This window comes from Guptibacillus hwajinpoensis (genome assembly GCF_005144865.1).
Lineage (GTDB): Bacteria > Bacillota > Bacilli > Bacillales > Guptibacillaceae > Guptibacillus > Guptibacillus hwajinpoensis_A.
The window spans coordinates 668,304-689,755 of the sequence record NZ_SWFM01000002.1 but is presented as its reverse complement, the minus strand read 5'-3'; the positions used below and the strand labels follow the sequence as shown (position 1 = coordinate 689,755).

Sequence of the window (21,452 nt, the reverse complement as noted above, 5' to 3'; positions counted from 1 at the left end):
CCTTTTTTGTTCACTTTTAAGATTAGCTGTTTTCGTAAAACGTTTTAGATATAAATTGGTTGATTTCCGCTCCTGGGGCCGAGAGCACCTGGAGCGGAAATAGTTAAGTGTGGCTTTTTATACAAACTCCTTTTTAAAAACAACAATTTTTAGAAAAGAGCCTTAAGATTAAATGCTATCGTGTTCGTCTCCATCTTCAATTTCTCTCGTTAATCTTTCAGAGAATTGTTTGGCTGCATTCATTCCCATGTTCTTCAATCGGAAGTTCATAGCTGCAACTTCGATGATGATTGCAAGGTTACGTCCAGGACGAACCGGTACAACAAGGCGTGGAACATTCGAGTCAATAATCTTCATATATTCTTCTTCTAAACCAAGGCGATCGTAGACTTTCTTTGAATCCCATAGCTCTAGGTTCATTACGAGAGAGATTTTCTTGTAATTTCGAATCGCCCCAGCGCCGAAGAGAGTCATAACATTGATAATGCCCAGGCCTCGGATTTCAAGGAGATGCTGAATTAATTCTGGAGCACTTCCTACAAGCGTATTTTCCGCTTCCTGGCGTATCTCAACAGAATCATCCGCTACAAGGCGATGACCTCGTTTTACAAGCTCAAGAGCTGTTTCACTTTTCCCTACGCCACTTGAACCGGTAATCAAAACCCCAACACCATAAATATCAACAAGAACACCGTGAATAGCCGTGTTTGGAGCAAGCTGGCTTTCAAGATAATTCGTCAAACGACTGCTTAATCGAGTCGTTGTCATCGGTGAACGTAGAATTGGAACATCATTCGCTTTTGAAGACTTCACAAGCTCCTCTGGCACTTCCATATCTCTTGAGAGAACAATACCAGGCGTTTCATCCGTACAGAGTTTCGCCATACGCTCTTCCTTTTGCTCGTCCGTTAGTCCATGAAAAAAGGACATTTCCGTCTTTCCGAGAAGTTGTAAGCGCTCTGCTGGATAATATGTGAAAAAACCAGCCATTTCTAGCCCTGGGCGTGAGATATCGCTCGTTGTAATTGGGCGATGAATTCCTTCCTCACCACTAACTAGTTCAAGATTGAACTTCTCAATGACATCTTTCATACGAACTTTAACCATTCGTGAACCTCCTATGTACGAACCGTAAACCACGATTCAATTTCAACTATCCCTTATTGTACCACTTCTTATTTTAAAGGACATAGAAAAGGAAAGGTTACATTTGTAGGTAGGGGGTCAGGTCCGGACCTGACCCCCTACCTAACAAAAAAAAGAAACCAATGCACCCGCATCGGTTTCTTCAAAAATTTATTTAACGTTTACTGGAACGACTGCATCATGAATCTGTTGATCAAGTTCCTGCATATGTGCTTCTTTTCTTTCCTGTGACCAGTTTAGTCGTTTTGCCATGTACTCAAGAACTGGTTCCTTCCAGCGACGCACCCAATCAATATCGAAATACAGGGCACTTGTTCTACGATTGAAATAATCAAGTGGTGTTGCCACCATTTCTTCTTCAATACCATAGATTAGCGTTGAGAATACTTCAAGGCTTAAGTGATGGAAGCTCGCTTCTGATCCAACTGTTTCAATGATTTGATAGATACGTTCAATGTTTGAACCGTAGCGTTGAACAAGTGTTTCTGCTTCATTAACAGTTAGACCAAGCGTCGTTCCGCGACGAACTTGCTCCTTCGCATAATCCTTAAAGCCTTTACTTCCGCCAACATACCCACCAGAAAGAACCATATTCTTCGTAGTAGAAGCCGGGAACTTCCCGTGCTTTTCTTCTTTAAGTTGATCGGCTACAAGATTAATTACATTTTCAGCCATTTTACGATAGCCCGTTAACTTACCGCCTGCAATCGTAATGAGTCCTGAATCTGAAATGAAAATTTCATCTTTACGTGAAATTTCAGAAGGATCTTTTCCTTCCTCATGAATTAGAGGTCGAACGCCTGACCAGCTTGATTCCACATCTTCTTTTGTCACATTAATCTCAGGGAACATGTAATTTGCAGCATCAACAATGTAATCACGATCTTCTACAGTCATTTGAGGATGAACAGGATTTTTGGAATACTGTGTATCTGTCGTTCCGATGTACGTTTTACCAGCACGTGGAATTGCAAACATCATTCGACCATCATCAAATGGTGTATCGAAGTAAACCGCTTGTTGAAGAGGAAATTTCGATTGATCAAACACAAGGTGAACACCTTTTGTTAGGAACATGTGCTTACCTTTTTTGGATTTATCAAGTTCTCTAATCTCATCCACCCATGGACCAGCAGCATTAACCACTTTTTTCGCTCTAATTTCACGCGTTTCACCAGTGATCACGTCTTTCGCACGTACACCAACGATTTTTCCATCTTCATATAGTAGCTGTTCTGCTTTTACATAGTTAACTGCTTTACCACCACGATGGACAGCTTCTTTCATAACTTCAAGCGTAAGGCGAGCATCATCTGTACGGTACTCAACGTAATACCCACCGCCTTTAATGTCACTCTTACGAAGAAGCGGCTCTTTATTTAGTGTTTCTTTTTTCGACAGCATACTTCTTCTTTCTTTTCGTTTAACACCTGCAAGTCTGTCATATAGAGCTAGTCCAGCACTTGTTGAGAATTTACCGAACGTACCACCCTTAATAATCGGAAGTAACATCCATTCTGGTGTTGTTACATGTGGAGCATTCTCATATACAATTGCTCGTTCTTTCCCTACTTCAGCAACAAGGCCAACTTCAAAATTCTTCAGGTAACGTAGGCCACCATGAACAAGTTTCGTTGATCGACTTGATGTACCAGCCGCGAAATCCTGCATTTCAATAACGGCTGCATTCATTCCTCTTGAAGCTGAATCAAGCAGAATACCTGCTCCTGTAATCCCGCCTCCAACAACAAGAACATCTAACTCTTCAGATACGATTTGATCAAGGACTACACTTCTTTGTAATCCGGAAAATGGTTTAACCAAGATGATCACACTCCCTGTTTTTATCTTAAAATTAACTTTTTAACATTAGTTTTCAAAATAACTCTCTTCAGTACTTTACCCCTAAACTAGGGTAGATTAAGCATATGAACACACATTCTTTGAACAGACCTGCTTAAAAGGACAAAAAAAGACCACAACTCATCAGAACATGGACTTTCCATGTCTGAAGGCTGTGGTCCTCTCATATTCTCCGACCAGGTCATTATTAACTTATCCTTATTGTAGCACAATAACGAGTGAATGCCTAATAAATAATCCTATTTAAATGCCATAGTAGCATTTACAGCTTTCTTCCAACCGCTGTACAACTCTTCTTTTTCCTCTTCTTCCATTTTTGGATCAAAAGTATGATCAACCATCCATTGTTGCTTAATTTCTTCACGATCTTTCCAATATCCAGTTGCAAGACCAGCAAGGTATGCAGCACCAAGCGCAGTTGTTTCACTAACTGTTGGACGTTCAACCGGGACACCGATCATATCACTCTGGAATTGCATGAGGAAATCATTATTGACTACGCCACCATCTACGCGAAGTGTTTTTAGATCAATCCCTGAGTCAGCTGTCATCGCATCAAGAACGTCTCTTGTTTGATATGCAAGAGATTCAAGGGTAGCACGAACAAAATGTTCTTTGCTTGTACCTCGCGTTAAGCCGAAGACCGCTCCTTTTACATCACTATCCCAGTATGGTGTTCCTAGTCCTACGAATGCCGGAACCATGTAAACACCTTCCGTTGATTTCACTCTTTCTGCATAACGCTCACTTTCCGGAGACTCACTAAACATACGAAGTCCATCACGTAACCATTGAATAGCAGATCCAGCAACAAAAATACTACCTTCAAGTGCATATTCTACTTTCCCATCGACGCCCCAAGCAATAGTCGTTAATAAACCATTCTCAGACTTAACCGCTTTTTCACCCGTATTCATGAGCATAAAGCAGCCTGTTCCATATGTGTTCTTCGCCATTCCTTTATCATAGCAAGCCTGTCCAAAGAGAGCCGCTTGCTGGTCACCAGCAACACCTGCGATTGGAACGTTTTGTCCGAAAAAGTGATAGTCAACTGTGTTCGCATAGACTTCAGAAGATGGGCGCACTTCAGGAAGCATTGATTTAGGAACGGATAGCATTTCAAGCAGCTCATCGTCCCATTCCAAGTCGTAAATGTTATACATCAATGTACGAGATGCATTTGAGTAGTCTGTTACGTGAGCTTCTCCACCAGAGAGTTTCCAGATTAACCAAGAATCGATTGTTCCAAATAGAAGATCACCATTCTCCGCCTTCTCTCTCGCTCCTTCAACGTTATCTAGAATCCACTTTACCTTTGTTCCAGAGAAATAAGCATCAATAAGCAAACCGGTTTTGTTTCGAACCATCTCCTCATATCCCTGCTCTTTCAATTCATTAACAATCCCTGCTGTTTGACGTGATTGCCAAACGATTGCGTTATAAATAGGTTTACCTGTGTTCTTGTCCCATACGACTGTCGTTTCACGCTGATTCGTAATTCCGATTGCTTCGATGTCACTTGCAGACAAGTCAGACGCTGACGAAAGCACCTGTGCCATAACGGATAGAATTGAACTCCAAATTTCCTGTGCATCGTGTTCTACCCAACCCGATTTCGGAAAATGTTGTTTAAATTCTTTTTGTGCAACGTTTACAATTTCACCTTTCTTGTTAAAAAGAATAGCGCGAGAACTTGTTGTTCCTTGATCAAGTGATAGAATAAACTTTTTCTCCATGATAATTCCTCCCTAAATAAAGTTAAGTTAGTCAATCAAATTTAATTCTTTGCCCTAGAAGTGGCTTTAACAGAATCCTGTAACTTGTCACCCATCTGATAAAGGCCAAAGAGTAGAACTGCCACTGCTACTGTCCAAATCCAGAATAGTGTGCTGTAGCTCGCTTCAGTCACCGCTTTATAGAAGACTGCACCATACATACCACCCGCTACAGGACCAACCACAGGGATCCAGGCATATTGCCAATTGGAACCACCTTTTCCTGGTATCGGTAAGAAAAAGTGGGCAATTCTTGGTCCCAAGTCTCGTGCTGGGTTAATGGCATAACCTGTCGTACCACCAAGTGACAGACCAATCGCAACAATTAAAAATCCGACAATAAAGGGATTTAAACCCTCAGTAAATTCATTGGAACCGATTGCAAGTAAACCAATTAATAACATCGCTGTCCCAATAAACTCACTTAAAAAGTTGCTAAACGTATGCGGAATGGCAGGGTCTGTAGAAAAAACAGCTAGTTTAAGCGCTTTATCTTCTTCTTTCCGAAAATGAGGAAGAAAATGAAAATACACGATACAACCACCAAGAAATGCACCAATCATTTGCGCAGTTATGTAACCTGGTACATCACTCCATGGAAAATCACCAATTGCGGCTAATCCAAGCGTTACTGCTGGATTAATATGAGCGCCACTTACTTGGCCAGCTGCGTATACTGCCATTGTAACACCAAGCCCCCACCCAAGAGCGACAACAATCCATCCGCCCCCTTGAGCTTTTGAATCTTGTAAATTGACGTTAGCTACAACACCCCCGCCAAAAATGATTAAAATCATGGTTCCTAATATTTCACCTATAAAAGGAGACAATTGGATCACCTTCCTATGAGTTTTTGATACAACCCCTCCCTGAAACTATTCCCTATTTTCTCATTTTAAAAAGAGAAATTAAAAAAAACCACACAAATTACCCTATCTGTTGATAGGTTTCTTGTGTGGTTCTCCTCATCTCAGACACGGGCTATTAACTTAATATTAATTAAAACAGAGTTATGTAAGCGATGTCAAGAGGTTTAGCTAGGTTGATAATGTTTCCAGAGCTCTTTCTTCGATGTTGTCACAGCTGCTGCTCCCCCACTTAATGCTGCTTCAACATCTTCAATTGAGCGAATAAATCCGCCTGCAAAGATCGGCACTTTAATTTGTTCGTGTAATTCTTCAAACACCTGTGGAATAATTCCCGGCATCACTTCTACGCAGTCAGGCATTGTATTTTTAACGATGCTATAGCTTGTATCGAGGGCCATAGAATCAAGCATAAATAATCGTTGCACGGTGAGTAGGCCGCGTCTTTTTGCAACGGATAGTACGTTTGATCTTGTGGAAATTAATCCCGCTGGCTTAACTTCCTGACATAGAAACTCAGCTCCATGCTCATCGTTTCGTAATCCTTGGACGAGATCAGCATGAAGTAATATCTTTTTACCAGCACGATCTCCTTCCTTGACTACCGATTTCAACTGTCCAATATGTGTATCGAGAAGTACGATATATGTGTATGAACTAGAAAGTAACGTCTCAAAATCCTTCATTTTCCTTACTGCTGGTAGGATACTCTGGTTATGAAATGGCATGAGCCTCCCCCCTCCTTTACTTTTATATCTTACCAGAATTAACAGTTTCATACGCTACTAAAAACACGCCCTCTCGGAGAGCGTGCTAGTTGTTACGTATTGGTTTTATAATGATTTTATCAATTAAGAGAGTCAAAACTCCGATAATAATGGAAGCTAGAATTGCCATGGGAAATCCGTCTATACGAAACGCATCTCCCATGAGAGCAGCTGTCATCATCAGTGTGATCGCATTAATAACAATGAGAAATAAACCAAGCGTTAGAATTGTAACAGGGAGAGTCAGCAAAATCAAAATCGGTTTAATCAGCACATTCACTATCGCAAGAATAACACTTGCAAGTACGGCAAACCACACATTCTCAATATAGAAACCTTCAAAGAATCCCGCTACCACCATCAAAACAATGCTACTGACAAGTAAGCTTACGAGCCATTGTCTCATGAGGCACCTCCCTGCCATCCGCTAATAGCGCTTAGTATTCACCATTGTTGAAACATTAATCAGCTAAATTAGAGATAAGATACACTGATTGAACCTGCAGTTGAATTAGCTTCAACTCGATAATTATGTTCCGATTCCTCTTCCGTTCTGAACTTTTTCATGCGATGTGAAATTTCCTTTTTCTCGCGAATAATGCTCATATTGTCAAGATCCGTAGTGATTGCACCAATGGTAGATTTCAAGTCACCTTTAATATTCATTCCTTTTGGTACAACAATTTGAATGGTTCCATTGACTGTTTTGAAATCTGCACGACCACTTACAGATTTTTGTAAGGTATGCCGGATCGCTCCATTAAATGATTGTGCTTCTGTGTCTACGAATGTCCCATCAATGGTAATTGGTCCATTAGCTGTTTCAAGTTCACAAACTTCACCAGTTGTCCCTTCTACAACAATCGCTCCATTACCCGTTTCAGCTTCTAGAACATTAACCTTTGAATGACGAATACCGACTTTTCCATTTGCGGTTTTCAACTTAACTTTTGCTGAGGTCATATTTTCACCTGTTACATCACCGTTAAACGTCGTCATCCAGACGTCTTTGTATTCAGTAGCCGGTACATAAATAATTAAATTGACCTTGACGTCTGCCCGCTCTGATTTAAACGTCATCTTATCGTTATCAACCGAAAAGTACGTTTCACGCAATAGTTTATCTGACGCTTCCTGAACATTAGACGCACGGTATACATTCGCACGACAATCAATCTTCACATCATTTCGATCCCACGTCTGAAAAGCAATTTCTCCATTTCTTACATGCACATCTAACGCACTTGGATTAACTTCAGATTGTTCAAAGACGTGAGAAACTTCTTCTGAAGACCCAAAATTAAAATCAAGGTCCATATCTTTCACTTTTTGTATCAACGTTTCGACAAATTGTCCAACCTTATAAGTTGGCGCTGCTCGTTCTGAGTAAGACTCTGATTCTTTTGTATGCTTCTGCTCTACTTCTTGATTCGGAGAAATCGCTTTTAGAAGCTTTGCACCTTCATCGGCGGAAATTTTACCATCCTCAATCATCTTTAGAATCATTTTACGTTCTTCATTCATTCTACACATCTCCTTTTTATCGATTCTTGTGAACGTTCACTTGACCAACTACCAGCGGAGAACCTGGATACCTTTGACAATGTTCCAGATGAAAACTATAACATTTAATAAACCAAATAAAATCATACTTAGAAAGATGACCACTCCTGCATCCATTACAAACACTGCAATGAGCGCAAGTATAAATGACAGGAATGGGAATAGATGAGATAGTACTGCTCGCTTTGCATGGTATGAAACCTCTTCATCTCTCATCACGAAAAAGACGATGATTGGAAAGAGAAAAGGGGCGAAAAACACACTGAAATAACAAAGAGAAGACATTACCTTTTCAACTGACATTGTTGTTTCCCCTTTCAATAATCTCTACCTATCTATACGATTCGGCTAAAAGAAAGTTTCATGAAGGGAAAAAGAATTATTAAAATTGTAGAGCTAATTAAAGTTTATAATAAGAGTGTTTTTGTAGATAGTAGGATGGCTGATTTCCGCTCCAGGTGCTCGCTTTCCGCGGGGCGGGCGCTGAGCCTCCTCGGCGCACAAAAACATTGCGCCTGTGGGGTCTCACCTGTCCCGCTAGTCCCGCAGGAGTCGAGCACCTTCCGCTCCAATCAACTGAATTTTGTTTTTAAAACTCTTTCAAAAAATATTAATAAATTGAGTTTAATATAAGAAAAAAAGACAGCTCGAGGCTGTCTTTCTCTCTTTATACAGACTGAGTTTGCTCTAACCTTTTCTTCATGCGATTTTTATCTCGTTCAAGAATAGGGGCAAGGTAGTATCCTGTATAAGATCGTTCTTCTTTCGTGATTTTTTCTGGCGTGCCAGTGGCGATAACTTCACCGCCGCCGTCCCCACCTTCGGGTCCAAGATCAATTAAGTAATCAGCTGTCTTAATGACATCAAGATTATGTTCAATAATTAAGACAGAATCACCGTTATCAACAAGACGCTGCAATACTTCTAGTAATCGAGAAATATCGTCAACGTGCAATCCTGTAGTAGGCTCATCAAGGATATATAGCGTCTTACCTGTTGATCGTTTGTAGAGCTGAGAAGCAAGCTTCACACGCTGTGCCTCACCGCCGGAAACAGTTGTTGCAGGTTGTCCTAGCTTAATGTAACTTAGCCCAACATCGTATAATGTTTGAAGTTTACGATTAATTTTAGGTATATTCTTAAAGAAATCTAGTCCATCTTCAACCGTCATCTCAAGGATATCGGCAATATTCTTACCTTTATACTCAATCTCAAGCGTCTCACGATTATATCGTTTGCCATGACAAACTTCACATGGGACGTACACATCAGGAAGGAAATGCATTTCGATTTTGATAATGCCATCTCCGCGACACGCCTCACAACGACCGCCTTTCACATTAAAGCTAAATCGCCCTTTTTTATATCCTCGTACTTTAGCTTCATTTGTCGACGCAAATACATCACGAATGTCATCAAAGACACCCGTGTAGGTTGCAGGATTCGATCGTGGCGTACGTCCAATCGGTGACTGGTCAATATCAATTACTTTATCTACATATTCTAAGCCATTGATTTTTTTATGCTCACCTGGCTTATCCTTCGCTTTATGAAGCTTTTGTGCGAGTGTTTTATATAGGATTTCATTAATTAGTGTACTTTTACCTGAACCAGATACACCTGTCACACAAGTAAATAATCCAATTGGGATTTTCGCTTTCGTGTTTTTTAGGTTATTCTCTTTTGCTCCCACGATCTCAATATAACGTCCATCAGGTTTTCTTCGCTCAGATGGAACAGGAATGAACTTCTTCCCTGAGAGATATTCACCAGTTAACGATTCTTCATCATCCATGATCTCAGCTGGCGTACCTTCTGATGTAATGAAGCCACCATGAGCACCCGCACCAGGTCCAATATCGATAATATGATCAGCAGCAAGCATCGTATCTTCATCATGTTCAACGACAATTAGCGTATTGCCAAGATCTCTCATGCTTTGCAGCGTTGAAATTAATCGATCATTGTCTCGCTGATGAAGACCAATTGAAGGCTCATCAAGAATATATAGAACACCCATTAATCGTGAACCAACCTGAGTCGCAAGTCTAATCCGCTGCGCTTCTCCCCCAGATAATGTACCTGCCGATCGGTTCAGCGTTAAATAATCCAACCCAACGTTTACAAGGAAACCAAGTCGATCCTGAATTTCTCGTAAAATCATTTTGCCAATCGTCGCCTCTTTTGGCGTTAAATCAAGCTCATCAAAAAAGCCAGCAGCATCTTTAATGGCATATTCAGTTGCTTCGCCAATATGTTTTCCATTAATTAATACTGAACGCGATTCTTTCTTCAAACGATAGCCTTTACAGCTCGGGCATGGCTTTTGTGACATATAAGCTTCCATTTGCTCGCGAATATAATCAGAGCTCGTTTCACGATAGCGTCGTTCTACATTAGGAATAACACCTTCAAAGATAATGTTGTTTTCACGTACTTGTCCAAAGTCGTTCTCATAACGGAAATAGACTTTCTCTCCGTCACTTCCGTACAACACTTTATCAAGTTGTGCTCGTGGAATCTTATTAACAGGTGTATCCATATCGACCCCGAAATGATTGCACACGCTTTGGAGCAACTGTGGATAATAATTAGAACTAACTGGCTCCCATGGAGCAAGTGCATGCTCACGAAGTGACTTATCCCAGTCCGGGATAACTAAATCAAGATCAACCTCAAGTTTAAGACCTAAACCATCGCAAGAAGGGCAGGCTCCAAACGGACTATTAAATGAAAATAATCGTGGTTCAAGTTCACCAATAGAAAAACCACAATATGGACAAGAATGATGCTGATTAAAAAGCAATTCTTCCTGTTCCATCACATCAACAATTACTTGTCCACCGCCAAGATTAAGCGCCGTTTCTAGTGAATCCGCAAGTCGCGATTGAACACCGTCTTTTACGACAATACGATCAATCACAACTTCAATCGAATGCTTTTTATTCTTCTCTAAAGTAATTTCGTCTGCTACTTCCATCATTTCGCCATCCACACGGACACGAACGTAACCTTGCTTCTTAATATCTTCTAATACCTTAACGTGTTCTCCCTTACGACCTGATACAACAGGAGATAGAATCTGTAATTTCGTACGTTCTTCGTAGGTTAAAATACGATCTACCATCTGCTCGATCGTCTGTGAGGTGATTTCCACACCATGTCTCGGACATACTGGTCGACCGATTCTTGCGAATAATAAACGAAGGTAATCGTAGATTTCGGTTACAGTTCCTACAGTTGATCTAGGATTACGGCTTGTTGTCTTCTGATCGATTGAGATAGCTGGTGATAGACCTTCAATGGCATCGACATCTGGCTTATCCATCTGTCCAAGAAACTGTCTTGCATATGCTGAGAGTGATTCGACATAACGTCGCTGCCCCTCAGCATAAATAGTGTCAAATGCTAATGAAGACTTACCAGACCCAGATAAGCCGGTAACAACTACCAGCTTATCTCTTGGAATTGATACGTCTATATTCTTTAAGTTGTGGGCTCTTGCCCCTTTGACGACGATCTCTTCGATTGCCATTTGTTCGTCATCCTTCCGCTTTAAGCTCTAATAATAGGTCACGAAGTTCAGCAGCACGCTCGAAATTAAGCTCTCGCGCAGCTTCCTTCATTTCTGTTTCTACGTTTTCAATCACTTTAGCACGTTCTTGCTTCGTCATTTTACCTTGCTTCGGTACTTTGTATTCTTCACCGTCTTCAGCAGCAACAGTTGCACGAATTCCTTCACGTACTTTCTTCTGAATCGTTTTTGGCGTAATACTATATTTTTCATTGTATTGTTGCTGAATTTCCCGACGTCTATTTGTTTCACCAATTGCAAGTTCCATTGAATTTGTCATTTTATCGGCGTATAAAATAACATGTCCACTAGAATTTCGGGCAGCACGACCGATCGTTTGGATTAATGAACGTTCTGATCTTAAGAATCCTTCCTTATCAGCATCCAATATCGTAACAAGTGACACTTCAGGTATATCAAGACCCTCTCTGAGAAGGTTAATGCCAACAAGGACATCGAAAACGCCTAATCGTAAATCACGAATAATTTCAATTCGCTCAAGCGTCTTAATTTCAGAATGAAGGTATCGTACCTTTACCCCCATTTCTAATAAATAATCCGTTAAGTCTTCTGACATCTTTTTCGTAAGGGTAGTAACAAGGACTCGTTCGTTACGCTCTGAACGTTTGTTAATTTCATCTAACAAATCATCAATTTGTCCTTCGATTGGACGTATTTCAATTGTTGGATCAAGTAATCCTGTAGGACGGATAATTTGTTCAACTACTTTAGTTGAATGCTCCTCTTCATAAGGACCTGGTGTTGCAGATACATATACGAATTGATGAGCTTTCTCTTCAAATTCCTCAAAGCGAAGCGGGCGATTATCTTTTGCAGAAGGAAGGCGGAAGCCGTGATCAACTAGAACGCCTTTTCTTGCCTGGTCACCGTTGTACATTCCTCTTACTTGAGGAAGTGTTACGTGTGACTCATCAACCATAATCAAGAAGTCTTCAGGAAAATAATCCATTAACGTATATGGTGTAGCCCCAGCATCACGTAACGTTAAATGCCTTGAGTAGTTTTCGATTCCTGAACAAAAGCCCATTTCAGCCATCATTTCAACGTCATATCTTGTCCGCTGTTCAAGACGTTGAGCTTCTAATAACTTTCCATCATTGTTTAATGCTTTAAGTCTATCTTCAAGCTCTGCTTCAATTCGTTTAATTGCGATTTTTAATTTCTCTTCACGCGTTACGAAGTGGGAAGCAGGAAAGATCGCTACGTGTTCTCGCTCTCCAAGAATTTCTCCAGTTAACGAGTTCACTTCTGTAATTCGGTCAATTTCATCCCCAAAAAACTCGACACGAATGCAATTTTCATCACGTGAAGCAGGAAAGATTTCTACGACATCACCGCGAACACGAAATGTTCCACGCGTAAAATTAATATCATTACGTGAATATTGAATATCAACCATGTCCCGTAGTAATTGATCTCGATCTTTCTCCATCCCTTTTCGAAGAGAGAGCACAAGACTTCTATACTCTTCTGGATTACCTAGACCATAGATACAAGAAACACTTGCTACAATAATGACATCATTACGCTCAAACAAACTCGACGTAGCCGAGTGTCGAAGCTTGTCAATTTCGTCATTGATACTCGCATCTTTTTCGATGAATGTATCAGATTGAGGTATGTATGCTTCAGGCTGATAATAATCGTAATAGCTGACAAAATATTCGACAGCATTATTTGGAAAATACTCTTTAAACTCACTATATAGCTGTCCGGCCAGTGTTTTGTTATGAGCAATAATAAGTGTTGGCTTATTAACTTCCTGAATGACATTTGACATCGTGAAGGTTTTACCAGTCCCTGTTGCGCCGAGAAGAGTCTGATGCCGTTCATTGTTTTGAACGCCTTCAACAAGCTTTTTAATGGCTTCAGGTTGATCTCCTTGAGGTTCATAATCTGATACCAATTCAAACTTTCTTTCCACCTTCTTCGCCTCCGTTCGATTCATCTATAGGAATTATTATATCACATTATATGGTCGATTCTTCAATTAAAGCGAACTGATATTCCCATTTTTCTTTCCGATCGATTTCTTTCTCTTCTTATTAAACTGAGGTATGCTATAAAGTGCAGTCTTGAAAACCTCTCACGTTTATACATCTACTCAAAAGGAGTTTTGACATTGTTTGTCCTATGGGCATTGCCACTCGGCATCGCAATTGGTGCGATATCCGGTTTCTTTGGAGTAGGAGGCGGTTTTTTGCTTACGCCAATCCTACTATTGCTTGGGTATTCACCCGCAACAGCGATTACGATTAGTTTACTATACAGTATGAGTACCTCTATTTCTGGAGCATTAACCTATATTAAGAAGAAACGTGTTTTGTGGACACAAACACTGATTCTTTCAATAAGCGGTATGATCAGCACTCAACTTGCACAACCACTTGTCATTGCAATGGAAAGATCAGGTATTGATAACACCATCATTCCACTGTTTTATGTTATTTTACTTTCCTATTTCTCACTTTCTATGCTTTCTAAAGATACTTCAGTTGGAGAAATGAATACCACTTCTTCCTATTCCCCTGTTCTTACGGTTTTAATCGGTTTAGCCGGCGGCTTTATATCATCGGTTCTTGGGGTAGGAGGAGGATTTGTTATGGTTCCGTTATTGATACGCGTTCTACGCATGCCTCCTCGGCTAGCGATTGGTACTTCTCTCGCAACGATTTTCTTAATTGTTACAACAGGATTCCTTACATACATTGGAAAGGTTGAGATTCCGTGGTTCCTTGCATTTACTCTTGTCATTGGTGCAGTTATTGGATCTCGTTTTGGAGCCAATTTAACAGACGCATTTTCAGAGAGTACGATTAAGAAATTGCTAGGTACTCTCTATCTCTTTATGCTAACTAGTATCATCTTTAAACTTCTACATCAGCCTCTTTTGGGATTATTTACTGTCGGAGCTTACGTTCTAGCTTTAATGGTTCTGTTCACTTACCAGTATAGAACAAAAAAGAAGCGCCTATTCCAGTAGGAATAGACGCTATTTCATCTTTTTTTTGTTTTGTTTTTGTGTTTTCTTAGAAAGATAGAAACCAACGATTGCTGATAATATCGTCAGCAGAATGAGATGAATCGGATGATCTAATCCACCAAACACAGCCCACATAAATAGAAGCGTTAACCCAAAGCTAACAAATGTATTATATGTAACGCGTGTAAACACGACCGTAATAATCGCTGGAACGAGTAAAGCAATTAAGATTCCTTGCATATAAGTAAATTCACCCCTCAACATAAAGCGTCTCCCCCCATCTTACAACAAATAAGGGATTGAATGCTATGATGAGCTAGATTAAATTAAAGATTGTTTTCATAGGATTATGCGGTTAATTTCCGCTCCAGGTGCTCGCTTTCCGCGGGGCGGGCGGTGAGCCTCCTCGTCGCTAACGCTCCTGTGGGGTCTCACCTGTCCCGCTCATCCCGCAGGAGTCGAGCACCTTCCGCTCCAATCTGCTAAGTGTGGAATTCTCAAAAAAACCTTTCAAAAACAACGAAATGTTAGAAAGGACTTTTAGAATAGAGCCAATAAAAAAGAAGGCAATTAAATCGCCTTCTTTTTGTTTTTATAGTTTATTGAGCTTCTTCTATATCATGAAGGCGGTGTTCTTTTACAAATAACAACCCTAGTTCATGATGTTCATTATAATACAACGCTTTTTGTTCAAACCTTACTTCTCCATTAAAGTCGAGCACTTCTAATTTACAAAATGCAGCATTTCTTTGAAGTGCGGTATAAAAGTCCGTTCCTTTTCCTACTGGAATACCGTTCACTTTAGAAATCACTTCCCCAACTTGTAAATTCATATGGTCTGCTGGAGACTCAGGTAGAATTCCGAGAATCACAAGCCCTTCATTTCGTTCGTTAAAATAAGCTGCCTTATCCTTTCCACGATGAAGAAGGAGAATCGTTGCTCTCATAACAACAACAATACCTAACATAATCAATGCAAGCCATTCATTGTTCGTAAAGTAACTTACTAGTCCGATAATCACAGCACTTACTCCTAAAAGTAGTACCTGCCTTCCATTTCTTTTAAGTTCAGGAACAGGAAGGGCATGGTGAATGAGCTTTTGAAAACCAATTGGTAATGGCATCAAAAGAAAGGAATAGGCTTGATCCCCGAAATGTAAAAGTGGCCACCATGAGAAAGCCTCGACATTGCCGACAGGAAGAAAAAGAAAGAGTGGAATGAGCCACAGTCTTTGAACCTCATGTCCGCCTACGAGCTTACCGCGTTTACTTTCAACCAACCTTGGAGATGTCTGACTAACTGCATTCCGAGAAATGAGCAAACCTTCCATCATCACAAGAAATCCAACTAACAGGACAATAGCAATCATAGAAGCTGATCCTATACCGTCTTGAAACGAATTTATTCGTGCACTTCCAAAATCGATCGGTGTATAAAATAAAGCAGCAACTACTGGCAATATAAACGTAAATGCTGGGCTCAGAAATCGAATTTGTTTTGTCACAAGAAGTAAGAAAGCAGCCATACTTAAAGCTATTGTGGTACTGAATGGTAATGTAATACCTAGAAACACGTTCACTACCAGAAATGCTGCGCCGGCAATTATTCCTGGTACAATGGCAAACGCCACATCATCAAGAGCATCGTGAACGCGCGTATGAAAATCTCGCCGATCTCGTTTCACGCGTGATAGCCCAAGAATGAATGCCCCAATAAGGGTGATATACGTTAAAGGATGTAAAAAAAAGCTGATTATCCCTTTAAGTATAGAAAGACCAATAATGTCCATTTTATATTCCTCCATGCTTTTGCCCCTGTCAGAAAAAAATTCCGCAGGATTTCCTGCGGAATAGCTTCGACATCAACAGTTTGTTTCCTTCTTGGAATTATTTAGCAAGAAGTTCTACAGCTGTTTCAAGTTGAACATCGTTATCAGGATTACGAATCGAGTCTACGATATTTTCTTGAAGTTTTTGTGCAGTCTTCTCATCAATTTTTCCAGATACATTAATATTGTTAGAGCGCTGGAATGCTTTTACTGCAGTAACCGTTTTGTCACTATAATATCCGTCCGTTCGGCCTGGTTCAAAACCAAGGCCTTTTAACATCACCTGTGCTGATTCCACCTGTTTATTGTTTTGGTCAAACTCGAGTGTTTTCTCTGCTGACAAAGGATTCACATAGAAGTAAGCAGGCTGTTCAGCTTCTACTGTCGGTTCAATTCCTTCTTTATGAATCCAATTCCCATCTGGGGTGAGCCATTTGAACATGGTGAGTTTAATATTACTTCCATCCCCTAGATCAACAGTCGTTTGAACTGTTCCTTTACCGAAGGATTTCTCTCCAACAAGATCATATCCGCCAGCCTCTTTAAGAGCCCCTGCTAGAATTTCAGCTGCAGATGCACTCCCACGATCAATCAATCCAACAATTGGATAATCTTTTTTCTCTTCTAATGAAGAGACAGAGCGCTGTTTCTCTCCTTGACGATCTTCAATTTGAACGTATGGTTTATCACTTGGAATAATCTCTTCAGCCATATCAGAAACAACGTTTAAGAGTCCGCCGGGATTATTACGAACATCAAGAACTAGCCCATCGATACCTTCATTTTCAAGCTTTTTAAGCTCCTTAGAAAAGCTTTTCGCTGTATTTTCTGAGAAAGAAGTAACCTGGAGAACACCAATTGTCTTGCCATTTTTCTCAACTGTATCGGAATAAACCGTTTCAATTGGAATCTCATCTCTCGTCACTTTTACTTCCATTACTTCAGAAACACCTGGACGTTGTACACCTAGCTTCACAACCGTCCCTTTTTCACCGCGAATTTTCAAGACAGCATCATACAGATCAAGTCCCTCTGTACTTTCTCCGTCAATGGTCATAATTTTATCGTTTGGACGAAGACCTGCCTTTTCAGCCGGAGAGTCTTTATAAGGTGAGACGATCGTTACTCGACCATCATCCATATTAACCTCTGCACCGATACCTTCAAACGAGGAACCCAGTGATTGACTAAACTGTTCTGCAGTCTTTGGATCCATATAAACGGAGTAAGGATCATCGAGTGTTTCAATCATTCCTTTGATTGCGCCATCTAGAAGATCTTTTTGCTCGACATCTTTCACATAGCGATCAGTAATCAGCTCATACGTTTTATTTATTTTCGAAAGTTCCTCGGACTCTATGTCATTTCCTGAGCCGAGTGTCATCGACTGTTCACTGCCTTGAGACTCGTCCTGAAAGAGTGCGAAAGCCGCATATGTACCACCAGAACCAACGAGTAAGGCAATCACGACGAGTAACGCGACAACTTTCCCCTGTATCTTCAATGTACTCACCTCTTCTGATTTGAAGGAAAAGGCACCCCATCATAACGATGCGATGCCTTTTCATCTTATTGTACTATATGATTCAGTTGTTTTCATTATGTTTCCATCTCAGATTGTGACAGGGACAGAACAGTCATTAACCTTCTCGAAATTAACGGAGGTAGTTCATTGGGTTAACGGCATTTGACTTGCTTGCATTCCATCCACCCTTATGGATTTCAAAATGCAAATGCTGACCAGTTGAACGACCGGTATTACCCATTGAGCCTAAGTAAGTACCTGCGCTTACCGATTGACCAGTAGATACAGCGCGGTTTTTCATGTGTGCATAAACTGTTGTATACATTTGACCGTTAATGCTGTGTGTTATGAAAACAACGTTTCCGTAAGAACTTGAGTGGTAAGACTTAAGTACTGTTCCTGCGGCTGCTGCTTTGATTGGAACTTCTCCGCCTTGAGCAATGTCAATTCCTTCGTGCATGCTACCCCAGCGGCTTCCAAATCCAGATGTGATCGGACCAGCTGATGGTTTTGAGAAGATTGCACTGCCAGATGGTTCTGGAGCTGGTGCTGGTGCCGGCGCAGGTGCTGGTGAAGATTTTGAGCTGCTTTCGTTCGAGCTAGAAGAATTCTTCGCTTTTTTAGCTGCTGCCGCTTCGGCTGCTGCCTTCTCTTTAGCAGCTTTAGCTGCTGCTTTACGTTCTGCTTCTGCTTTACGAGCTGCTTCTTCAGCACGTTTAATCTCTTGCTGAACAGCTTTCTCTTGCGCTTCTAAAAGCTCAGCACTTTCATTTAAATCCATCATGTGATTATGAAGTTCGCCTTCTTCTTCTTCAAGGGCCTTCATAAGTTTATCTTTTTCAGCCTTTTTAGCATCAAGTTCTTTTTTAAGCGCCTCAAGCTCAGCCTTTTTATCTTGTAGCGAAGCTAGCTTATCTTCGACTTCCGCTTTCTTCTCTTCTACAGAAAGCTTGTCCGCTTTGTGCTCTTCAAGAATCTTTTTATCTTGATCTGCAATTGTATTAAGAGCTAGAACACGTTCAACTAAATCTCCAAAGTCTTTTGATCCAAGTAATACTTCCATGTAGTCAACAGTACCGCCACCGTTCTGTTGCATCGAACGAACGCGATCCTTCAATAGCTTGTCTCGTTCAGCAATGCGATCTTCAAGAACAGCTATTTCCTCTTTAAGTTGATCAATTTCTTCATTTGTCTTATTGATTTCATTTTCTTTTGTTGAAATTTGGTTGTCCGTTTCAGCTACTTCTTTATCAAGACGTTCAATATCTGCATGCACATCTTCCTGTTCTGCATGTACATCAGCAAGCTCAGATTCTTTCTCCTTAAGTTCCTGTTCATTTTTCGATTGCTTCTTTTTTACATCGTTTAATTGCTCATCAAGACTTGCTGCGATTGTTGTTTGTGGAATTGCTGCTGATAGTCCGCTCAAACCTAGAGTCAATGTTAGTGCAGTTGCGATTATTTTACGCTTCAATCTTTGTTCCTCCCCCGAAATAGATGAATCTATTTATCTCTTAATTGTTTAATTAAACTTTCAAGAACTTACGCATTGACGTAAGACTTCCCCAAGTACCAATAATAACTCCCAGGACAACAAGAAGTCCTGATAGCTGGTAAACGAAAGGCGTTACCGGTAGTAAGTCGATAATAAATGTTGGAAAACGGTTTGCAATTAAGTCGATTAAATAATAGTAACCGTAAATTAGAATGCCGATTGGAATGAGCGCGCCCAAAATCCCAATTAAAATACCTTCTATTAAGAAAGGCCAGCGAATAAACCAATTTGTTGCACCTACTAATTTCATAATCTCAATTTCATGGCTTCTGGCAACGATTGTAAGTTTAATAGTGTTCGAAATGAGGAACATAGCTGTAAATAGTAATCCAATTACTAGTGCCAGTCCAACATTACGTGCGATTTCCAGTACTTTAAATAGTTTATTAACGGTATCTTCTGCGAACTCGACGTTCTGTACATTTTCTAACTGTTCAATCTCTTGAGCAACCTTATTGACGTCTTGAGGATCCTTTGTTTTCACAAGAAAAGCATCGCTCAATGGATTTTCATCTCTTAAGGATTCGAATACTTCACCTTCATCCCCAAGATTATCAATCAATTGATCAAGCCCATCCTCTTTCGATTGGTAAGTGGCTGATTCAACTTCTGAAATGTTCTCAATTTTACTTTTTAGTTCATCCTGCTGTTCTGGTTTAGCTGTGATGTCAATAAATGCACTAATTTCAACATCACTTTCAAGCTGATCCCCAAAAGCATTTAAGTTAAGAAGTAATGCGAGACAAACACCTACAAGAAGTAGTGTCACGGTTACAGCTGAAATGGAAGCAAAAGTCATCCAGCCATTTCGACCGAGATTCTTGAACCCTTCTTTTCCATGACGACCAAACGTTTTAATTTTCATACCCGTATTCACCTCTTGCTTCATCACGGGTTACTAAACCACCATCAATTGCAATAACACGTTTCCTAAATGTATTCACAATATCTTTATTATGAGTTGCCATAATAACAGTTGTACCGCGATTGTTAATTTGATCTAATAAATCCATAATCCCCCATGCAGTTTCTGGATCCAGATTCCCCGTTGGTTCATCCGTAAGCAGAATGTTAGGATTATTCACGATCGCTCTTGCTATTGAAACCCTCTGTTGTTCCCCTCCAGATAGTTCATCTGGTAGGAATCTCGCTTTGTTCTTCAAATTAACGAGACTTAGAACTTCCATGACTCGCTTGCGAGTAGATGCTTTGCTTTCTTCGATGACTTCAAGAGCAAAAGCGACGTTTTCATACACGGTTAGCTTTGGAAGAAGTTTAAAGTCCTGAAAAACAACGCCGATTTCCCGACGAAGTTTAGGAACGTTCTTATTCTTCATTTTGCCAACATCTTTTCCATTGATAATGATTGTTCCACTTGTAGGTACTTCTTCACGATACATCATTCTCATAAAGGTGGATTTACCAGCCCCACTTGGTCCTACTATGTATACAAACTCGCCTTTATCAATCTTAATATCAATTCCGTTAATAGCTTTAATCCCGTTGTTGTATGTTTTCCATATATCTTTCATTTCGATCAAAATGTACCACTTCCTACTTGCTTAAATTCTCGATGCAAAGTCTTAGAATTTAGGTTTTAAAAATAGCTTAGTTAATTTCTGATGGATATTTTACATCTGTAGATATTATAACAAACAAATTCGCTAATTTAAGACAAATTTTTATTACATTTCTGTTTCAGCGTTGTCGCTATATGACATCTTCTGCAATGATGTATTAATATTTCATAGAAACTTACACAATCTCCTTCTTTATACATTCTGTTCGGACTATACTTCATTACTATTCTTAATTTAAGGTTCTTTTCGTAGACATTGTTGCTATAAACGTAGGGGTATTTCAGCTCCAGGATGCTCGCTTTCCGTGGGGTCTCGTCTCGCTAGTCCCGTAGAAGTTGAGCACCCTTCCGCTCCAATTAGCTAAGTGTGGTTCAAAAAGTCTACTAAAACAACTATTTTAGAGAA

At 40.2% G+C, this 21,452-nt stretch carries 17 protein-coding genes; 1 reads left to right on the top strand and 16 read right to left on the bottom strand.

Annotated elements, in window-relative coordinates; genetic code table 11:
• Positions 1-168: 168 nt before the first annotated feature.
• From hprK to uvrB, 10 genes are all read right to left on the bottom strand, one after another.
• Positions 169-1,107 (bottom strand): HPr(Ser) kinase/phosphatase, encoded by a 939-nt coding sequence (gene hprK, locus FBF83_RS10430; RefSeq protein ID WP_136947082.1) that lies wholly within the window; start codon positions 1,105-1,107, stop codon positions 169-171.
• 189 nt (positions 1,108-1,296) lie between these two features.
• Complete coding sequence (locus tag FBF83_RS10425) at positions 1,297-2,973, bottom strand: glycerol-3-phosphate dehydrogenase/oxidase (protein WP_240688071.1); 1,677 nt, start codon at positions 2,971-2,973, stop codon at positions 1,297-1,299.
• Positions 2,974-3,248: 275 nt separating this feature from the next.
• Positions 3,249-4,745 (bottom strand): glycerol kinase GlpK, encoded by a 1,497-nt coding sequence (gene glpK / locus FBF83_RS10420; protein ID WP_136947080.1) that lies wholly within the window; start codon positions 4,743-4,745, stop codon positions 3,249-3,251.
• 41 nt (positions 4,746-4,786) lie between these two features.
• Positions 4,787-5,614 (bottom strand): MIP/aquaporin family protein, encoded by an 828-nt coding sequence (locus FBF83_RS10415; RefSeq protein WP_136947079.1) that lies wholly within the window; start codon positions 5,612-5,614, stop codon positions 4,787-4,789.
• Positions 5,615-5,817: 203 nt separating this feature from the next.
• Entirely contained in the window at positions 5,818-6,378 is a 561-nt protein-coding gene (locus FBF83_RS10410) for a glycerol-3-phosphate responsive antiterminator (protein WP_136947078.1), read from the bottom strand.
• An 85-nt stretch (positions 6,379-6,463) separates the two neighbouring features.
• Positions 6,464-6,823 (bottom strand): phage holin family protein, encoded by a 360-nt coding sequence (locus FBF83_RS10405; protein WP_136947077.1) that lies wholly within the window; start codon positions 6,821-6,823, stop codon positions 6,464-6,466.
• A 68-nt stretch (positions 6,824-6,891) separates the two neighbouring features.
• Positions 6,892-7,941 carry a DUF4097 family beta strand repeat-containing protein gene (locus tag FBF83_RS10400; protein WP_169525355.1) on the bottom strand — a complete coding sequence of 350 codons (1,050 nt, stop codon included), beginning with the start codon at positions 7,939-7,941 and terminating at the stop codon, positions 6,892-6,894.
• Between the two features lie 48 nt (positions 7,942-7,989).
• Positions 7,990-8,283, bottom strand: coding sequence for a DUF4870 domain-containing protein (locus tag FBF83_RS10395; protein WP_136947075.1), 294 nt, complete (start codon positions 8,281-8,283; stop codon positions 7,990-7,992).
• A gap of 364 nt (positions 8,284-8,647) precedes the next feature.
• Positions 8,648-11,515, bottom strand: a complete 2,868-nt coding sequence (gene uvrA, locus FBF83_RS10390; RefSeq protein ID WP_136947074.1) for an excinuclease ABC subunit UvrA — start codon at positions 11,513-11,515, stop codon at positions 8,648-8,650.
• A gap of 7 nt (positions 11,516-11,522) precedes the next feature.
• Positions 11,523-13,499 (bottom strand): excinuclease ABC subunit UvrB, encoded by a 1,977-nt coding sequence (gene uvrB / locus FBF83_RS10385; RefSeq protein ID WP_136947073.1) that lies wholly within the window; start codon positions 13,497-13,499, stop codon positions 11,523-11,525.
• A 198-nt stretch (positions 13,500-13,697) separates the two neighbouring features.
• On the opposite strand from uvrB, the gene FBF83_RS10380 reads away from it, so the two are divergent.
• Complete coding sequence (locus tag FBF83_RS10380) at positions 13,698-14,558, top strand: sulfite exporter TauE/SafE family protein (protein WP_169525352.1); 861 nt, start codon at positions 13,698-13,700, stop codon at positions 14,556-14,558.
• 9 nt (positions 14,559-14,567) lie between these two features.
• On the opposite strand, the gene FBF83_RS10375 is transcribed toward FBF83_RS10380, so the two are convergent.
• The 6 genes from FBF83_RS10375 to ftsE form a co-directional block, all read right to left on the bottom strand.
• Positions 14,568-14,822 carry a DUF2198 family protein gene (locus tag FBF83_RS10375; protein WP_136947071.1) on the bottom strand — a complete coding sequence of 85 codons (255 nt, stop codon included), beginning with the start codon at positions 14,820-14,822 and terminating at the stop codon, positions 14,568-14,570.
• A 335-nt stretch (positions 14,823-15,157) separates the two neighbouring features.
• Complete coding sequence (locus tag FBF83_RS10370) at positions 15,158-16,363, bottom strand: PDZ domain-containing protein (RefSeq protein WP_136947070.1); 1,206 nt, start codon at positions 16,361-16,363, stop codon at positions 15,158-15,160.
• A gap of 82 nt (positions 16,364-16,445) precedes the next feature.
• Positions 16,446-17,885, bottom strand: a complete 1,440-nt coding sequence (locus FBF83_RS10365) for a S41 family peptidase (protein WP_136947179.1) — start codon at positions 17,883-17,885, stop codon at positions 16,446-16,448.
• A 157-nt stretch (positions 17,886-18,042) separates the two neighbouring features.
• The gene (locus FBF83_RS10360; protein ID WP_136947069.1) at positions 18,043-19,386 is read right to left on the bottom strand and encodes a murein hydrolase activator EnvC family protein; all 1,344 of its coding nucleotides are present in this window, start codon (positions 19,384-19,386) and stop codon (positions 18,043-18,045) included.
• 52 nt (positions 19,387-19,438) lie between these two features.
• On the bottom strand, positions 19,439-20,332 hold the full coding sequence (gene ftsX, locus FBF83_RS10355; protein ID WP_136947068.1) for a permease-like cell division protein FtsX: 894 nt from the start codon (positions 20,330-20,332) through the stop codon (positions 19,439-19,441).
• The gene (ftsE, locus tag FBF83_RS10350) at positions 20,322-21,008 is read right to left on the bottom strand and encodes a cell division ATP-binding protein FtsE (RefSeq protein ID WP_136947067.1); all 687 of its coding nucleotides are present in this window, start codon (positions 21,006-21,008) and stop codon (positions 20,322-20,324) included. Before ftsE ends, ftsX begins: the two co-directional genes overlap by 11 nt.
• Positions 21,009-21,452: the final 444 nt, after the last annotated feature.

Excerpts from the sequence above, each read along its gene's own strand:
- hprK (WP_136947082.1), bottom strand. The coding sequence starts at position 1,107 with ATGGTTAAAGTTCGTATGAAAGATGTCATTGAGAAGTTCAATCTTGAA.
- glpK (WP_136947080.1), bottom strand. The coding sequence starts at position 4,745 with ATGGAGAAAAAGTTTATTCTATCACTTGATCAAGGAACAACAAGTTCT.
- FBF83_RS10410 (WP_136947078.1), bottom strand. The coding sequence starts at position 6,378 with ATGCCATTTCATAACCAGAGTATCCTACCAGCAGTAAGGAAAATGAAG.
- FBF83_RS10405 (WP_136947077.1), bottom strand. The coding sequence starts at position 6,823 with ATGAGACAATGGCTCGTAAGCTTACTTGTCAGTAGCATTGTTTTGATG.
- FBF83_RS10400 (WP_169525355.1), bottom strand. The coding sequence starts at position 7,941 with ATGAATGAAGAACGTAAAATGATTCTAAAGATGATTGAGGATGGTAAA.
- FBF83_RS10395 (WP_136947075.1), bottom strand. The coding sequence starts at position 8,283 with ATGTCAGTTGAAAAGGTAATGTCTTCTCTTTGTTATTTCAGTGTGTTT.
- uvrA (WP_136947074.1), bottom strand. The coding sequence starts at position 11,515 with ATGGCAATCGAAGAGATCGTCGTCAAAGGGGCAAGAGCCCACAACTTA.
- FBF83_RS10375 (WP_136947071.1), bottom strand. The coding sequence starts at position 14,822 with ATGTTGAGGGGTGAATTTACTTATATGCAAGGAATCTTAATTGCTTTA.
- FBF83_RS10370 (WP_136947070.1), bottom strand. The coding sequence starts at position 16,363 with ATGGAGGAATATAAAATGGACATTATTGGTCTTTCTATACTTAAAGGG.
- ftsX (WP_136947068.1), bottom strand. The coding sequence starts at position 20,332 with ATGAAAATTAAAACGTTTGGTCGTCATGGAAAAGAAGGGTTCAAGAAT.